This window comes from Clostridium sp. AM34-11AC, from assembly GCF_003435375.1.
GTDB classification, from domain to species: domain Bacteria; phylum Bacillota; class Clostridia; order Lachnospirales; family Lachnospiraceae; genus Pilosibacter; species Pilosibacter fragilis.
Genome location: NZ_QWGL01000031.1, coordinates 1 through 4,186, shown reverse-complemented (window position 1 = coordinate 4,186; position 4,186 = coordinate 1). Strand labels below are relative to the sequence as shown.

Here is a 4,186-nt window from a genome sequence, read left to right as displayed (position 1 = left end):
GGGGGCGGGGGGGCGCGGGGCAGAGCCCCGCAATCCTCGGGCCATGCTGACCCGAAGTTTTAGCTTACTTTTCCTGTTCGGTTTTCTTCTCCGGTTTTTCGTGTTCCTTCTGCTGACCCTTCCAGTCGTCCAGCAGCTTGATGATCTGGTCCTTCATTTCCCTCGGCGTAGTTTCCTTGCCGAAATACTTGCTCAGTTCCGCACCTGTCAAAATCACTTTGTCTACCTCCTTTTTGTCCTCCATCATAATGCCGTCGATCACATCCCCGTTGAGCAGCTTCTTTTCGTCCAGTTCCCGCATACGCTTTGCCTGCGCCTGTGAAGGCGAGGACTGCTGGCTGTCAATGGCAACGGCGATATAGTTCTGGTTCTTCTTGCCGATATAGGAAAGCTCCACCGCCGTAGTAAAGCCCAGTTTTTTTTCATCCATCAGCTTCATCAAGTCGGGAACCAGCTCATTGAGCCGGATATACCGCTGCACCTGTTTGACCGCCATCTTATTACGCTCGGCCACAATTTCGTTGGAGCGTTTTCCTGCGTCCTTCGGGTCAATCTGGCCCGAAGTGCGGGAGCCCTGGTGCTTGATAGCCTCAAGCTGCATTTTCAAGGCTTTGGCCCGCTCACTGGGGAGGATTTCTTCACGCTGGTTGAGATTATCCTCGACCATCTGCGTGATGGCTTCATCGTCTGTCAGGTTTCGGACGATACAGGGCATATCCGCATATCCGGCAAGCTCGCTGGCTTTCTGGCGGCGGTGGCCGGACACGATCTCATAGCCGCCATCCTCACGGGGACGGACGATAGCGGGCTGGGTCACGCCCTTGTCCTTAACGCTGGACACCATAGCCCGCATTTCTTCATCGTCCCGGACTTCAAAGGGATGGTTCTTGAAGGCGTGGAGTTCGTTCAGCTTGATATAGACGATCTGCTCCTTGCCCCGGCGTGGAGCATCCTTCGGTTTTTCGGGTTCCTTCGGAGCGGGAGCGGCCTGTACCGTTGGAGCCGTTTTTTTCTCCGGTTCCTTTTTGACCGCCTTTTCCGTTTTCTGTGCGGGAGCTTTGGATTTCGAGGCTGCGTCCTTGTCCTTATCTGCTTTCGGGGGACGGCCCCGGCGCTTCGGCTGTTCCGGCTCTTTGGGTTTTTCCTCTGCTTTTTTCGGAGCCTCCGGCTGCTTTTCCGGTTTCTCCGCTTTTGCCGGGTCAGGCTTTTCCACGCCGGGAGCTGCCGCTCGTTCCTCGGCTTTCTTTTCCTTCATAATTTCAGCGAAGTTATAGACAGAAACCTGTGGGGTCTTTACCTCTGGTTCCGTCTTTTTTTCCGGCTCCGGGGAAACGGAAACCTTCTCCGACTCTTTTGGGGGATTAGGCGGTGTTTCCTTGCCCGGCCCGCTATCCGTTACCGGCTGTTCCGGCGTTTTTGTGGTTTTATCATCTGCCATAAGCATTTACCTCCTGTTTTTTGGCATGAAAAAAGGGGCTCAACTTTTCAGTCAAGCCCCCGTGGGAAGTTCCTCCTTTCTCCGCCATGATACAAAAATACCGCCCGTAGTCTCGTTTGGGCGGTACTTTGTGTAAGATTGGCAGTCCATTATTAAGTTTTTTATTATGTTCCCTTTGTACACCGTTGCAACTGTCTTTCTTGAAACCTTGAGGCTTTTCTCAATGTCACGAAGAGACAGACCCAAGGCTGTCAGCCTTAGGATTTCACGATATTTGGTCATATGAAGACCTCCCTCATAATGAATTAGCATCAAATTCGATGCTTACATCCATTATAAGAGTGGTTCCCTAATGACCGGAAGAGCGGTTTCCATCAATCCGGAACAATGGTTTCCTCAATCCGGACAAGTGGTGTAAAAGTACCCGTAATATTCAAAAACCATCCTATTTTTTCCAAGTGAACTAATCACATTACGAAAGCGTACTCTCTCCTTTGGATCAAGCCCTGCTGTAGGTTCATCTAAAATCAAAATTTCAGGATTATTTAGAAGTGCCTGTGCAATTCCTATTCTTCGTATCATACCTCCTGAAAAAGTCTTCAGCTTTTTCTTTTTCACATTTTTTAACTCTACCATATCTAAAAGTTCGTCAATACGACTATCGGCATAGTCTTCCGGTAGCGCTTTCAATGCCGCCATATATCGCAGGAAGCATTCTGCAGTAAAATCACCATAATATCCAAAATCCTGTGGTAAATAGCCCAATAACCTACGATACTCTGTTCCCATACTGTCTATCTCAATATTATCACAATAAATACTTCCCCTCGTTGGCTGCAAAACACCACAAATCAATCTCATTAATGTTGTTTTTCCCGCACCATTTTCTCCCAACAGTCCATACACACCATTTGTAAATGTATAATTGAATTTTCTGACTGCTTCTTTATCCTTGTATTTTTTTTGTATATCCATCAACTTTAATTCGTGCATAATACTTCTCCTTTTTCCATTTTGCTAAGCAATTTTTTTATCTGTATTACAAATAAAAGTCCCGACACAAGAAAAGCTACTGACCATATCCAAAGAGTTGTTACAAAACATTCCTCAGCTTCTTTCCTTGTCTTAAATCCTCGCTTCTGGGATTTTTTCTTAGTTCCCGTCCAGTCTGTCCAACGGTACTGAATATGCCATGTTCCGTTTGGATCTCGCTTTGCACTGCAGCTCATGCACTCACCTCCTTGGCTCCGCCATACCATTTCTCACGAAAATACTCCACCGGAATTTTGCCTGCGATTGTAAGGAAGCCTTTTCCGGCAAGCTCCTTATTCATTTCTCGCAAAATCTTGTAGGACTTTCCCATGCTCACACCGAGCATCTTTGCAATGTCTTCTGCACTGTAGTAAATTTTTTCGTTCATAGTGTTCTTTCCTTTCTTTGTTTCTGCATAGTATCATTTTATTTCGCTTTTATAGTATAGTAACATTTGTTTCGTGTCGATATCTTTTTCTTTTATTTTGTTGTGTTGTGTGGTATGCTATATATGATGTTGAAACATCCATAGCTTTAAAGCAGGAGGAAATCACTATGACAGTTGGTGAAAATATAAGGCGCATCCGTCAGGAACGTCACCTAACTCAAAGACAATTAGGAGAAATAGTTGGTGCAAGCGAAGCCTATATTCGTGCTTACGAAAGTGGCAGAAGAAACCCCAAACCAGCATCTCTTGAAAAAATTGCAGAGGCACTTGCGGTCAATCCCGAAGTACTTGCAAATTCAGATTTTGATGGTATAAAAGCCATACACCGACTTTTTCAGATATTCCGCCAGTATGACGGTTCATTATTTGAATATCAGGATAAAGACGGAAATGATATGGTAGGCATCAGCTTTGGAACATTATCGCTGATGCAATCATGGCTGGAACGCTATGAGAAATATATGGATGAAGTCGAGAAATGTAATGAAATCAAAAATGTCAAGAAACGTGGAGAAGCTCTGCTGAAAGCGGAAGCTAATTTTAATGTTTGGATGGATATTTATCCGGAATCGGAGGCATGGCAGGATAGATTGAAAATTCAAAAGGCACATGATGATGTTATGGATAAGATGGGCTTAAACATCAAAAATTAACTTAATACTTTATTTAGACAGGGGAAAACATGGATAAGAAAAAATTTATACAAATTACATCCGGTGAAATAGCTAGTATTACTCATGAAATGTTTTTTGACTACACAGATGAAATTATTAGAAAATCTAATCCTTTGCATGGGGAACGAAGCTTTGTCCTCTGTATACTCGAACAGATTGCTGCATTATTAAAACGTGATTCAAAAGATGATAAAATGATTATCACTCATATTCAGACACTTTTACGTGCTAGTTTATCTCATAAGGAATATCATGATTTTTTAAATTTCATGGTTCCAACAAAAATTGCACAATATAAAGATTTAGATCCAATTTCAGATATTGAAAGATATGTATTGCATGAGCTTATTCAAAGTAATTACCATGAATATCTTTTGAAAAGTGATTTTGTTTCCTGCTGCTATACAGCAATGAACGCTTTTTTGACTACTGCTTATTGTATTATTTCTAAAGGTTTAACTCAGTATGCATCAAATATTGATATTACTGTAGATATCTATGATACTGTTATTGAAATTACACTTACTCTAGTTGAAACAAAGCCAGATGTTATATTAACCTGTTGTGCTAGATAAAATAATATAAAGAAACTTC

6 protein-coding genes and 1 pseudogene are annotated in these 4,186 nt (G+C 43.0%); 2 read left to right on the top strand and 5 right to left on the bottom strand.

The window, feature by feature from the left end; all coding sequences use genetic code 11:
* Nucleotides 1-64: 64 nt before the first annotated feature.
* From DW826_RS14385 to DW826_RS14360, 5 genes and pseudogenes are all read right to left on the bottom strand, one after another.
* Nucleotides 65-1,444 (bottom strand): ParB/RepB/Spo0J family partition protein, encoded by a 1,380-nt coding sequence (locus tag DW826_RS14385; RefSeq protein ID WP_107001186.1) that lies wholly within the window; start codon nt 1,442-1,444, stop codon nt 65-67.
* A 45-nt stretch (nt 1,445-1,489) separates the two neighbouring features.
* Nucleotides 1,490-1,720, bottom strand: coding sequence for a hypothetical protein (locus DW826_RS18705; RefSeq protein ID WP_242994110.1), 231 nt, complete (start codon nt 1,718-1,720; stop codon nt 1,490-1,492).
* 156 nt (nt 1,721-1,876) lie between these two features.
* A pseudogene (locus DW826_RS14370) lies at nt 1,877-2,431 on the bottom strand (ATP-binding cassette domain-containing protein); the annotation flags it as partial.
* Nucleotides 2,419-2,667: an Arm DNA-binding domain-containing protein gene (locus DW826_RS14365; RefSeq protein WP_117553086.1), complete on the bottom strand. Its 249-nt coding sequence runs from the start codon at nt 2,665-2,667 to the stop codon at nt 2,419-2,421. The pseudogene DW826_RS14370 and the gene DW826_RS14365, both read right to left, overlap by 13 nt.
* On the bottom strand, nt 2,664-2,858 hold the full coding sequence (locus tag DW826_RS14360) for a hypothetical protein (RefSeq protein WP_055193847.1): 195 nt from the start codon (nt 2,856-2,858) through the stop codon (nt 2,664-2,666). Before DW826_RS14360 ends, DW826_RS14365 begins: the two co-directional genes overlap by 4 nt.
* Nucleotides 2,859-3,025: 167 nt before the next feature.
* Between DW826_RS14360 and DW826_RS14355 the strand changes: the two genes are divergently transcribed.
* Together DW826_RS14355 and DW826_RS14350 are read left to right on the top strand one after the other, a co-directional pair.
* Complete coding sequence (locus tag DW826_RS14355; protein WP_117553085.1) at nt 3,026-3,571, top strand: helix-turn-helix transcriptional regulator; 546 nt, start codon at nt 3,026-3,028, stop codon at nt 3,569-3,571.
* A 29-nt stretch (nt 3,572-3,600) separates the two neighbouring features.
* A complete protein-coding gene (locus DW826_RS14350) occupies nt 3,601-4,167 on the top strand; it encodes a hypothetical protein (RefSeq protein WP_117553084.1) in 567 nt (188 codons plus the stop codon).
* Nucleotides 4,168-4,186: the final 19 nt, after the last annotated feature.

Excerpts from the sequence above, each read along its gene's own strand:
- DW826_RS14385 (WP_107001186.1), bottom strand. The coding sequence starts at position 1,444 with ATGCTTATGGCAGATGATAAAACCACAAAAACGCCGGAACAGCCGGTA.
- DW826_RS18705 (WP_242994110.1), bottom strand. The coding sequence starts at position 1,720 with ATGACCAAATATCGTGAAATCCTAAGGCTGACAGCCTTGGGTCTGTCT.
- DW826_RS14365 (WP_117553086.1), bottom strand. The coding sequence starts at position 2,667 with ATGAGCTGCAGTGCAAAGCGAGATCCAAACGGAACATGGCATATTCAG.
- DW826_RS14360 (WP_055193847.1), bottom strand. The coding sequence starts at position 2,858 with ATGAACGAAAAAATTTACTACAGTGCAGAAGACATTGCAAAGATGCTC.
- DW826_RS14355 (WP_117553085.1), top strand. The coding sequence starts at position 3,026 with ATGACAGTTGGTGAAAATATAAGGCGCATCCGTCAGGAACGTCACCTA.
- DW826_RS14350 (WP_117553084.1), top strand. The coding sequence starts at position 3,601 with ATGGATAAGAAAAAATTTATACAAATTACATCCGGTGAAATAGCTAGT.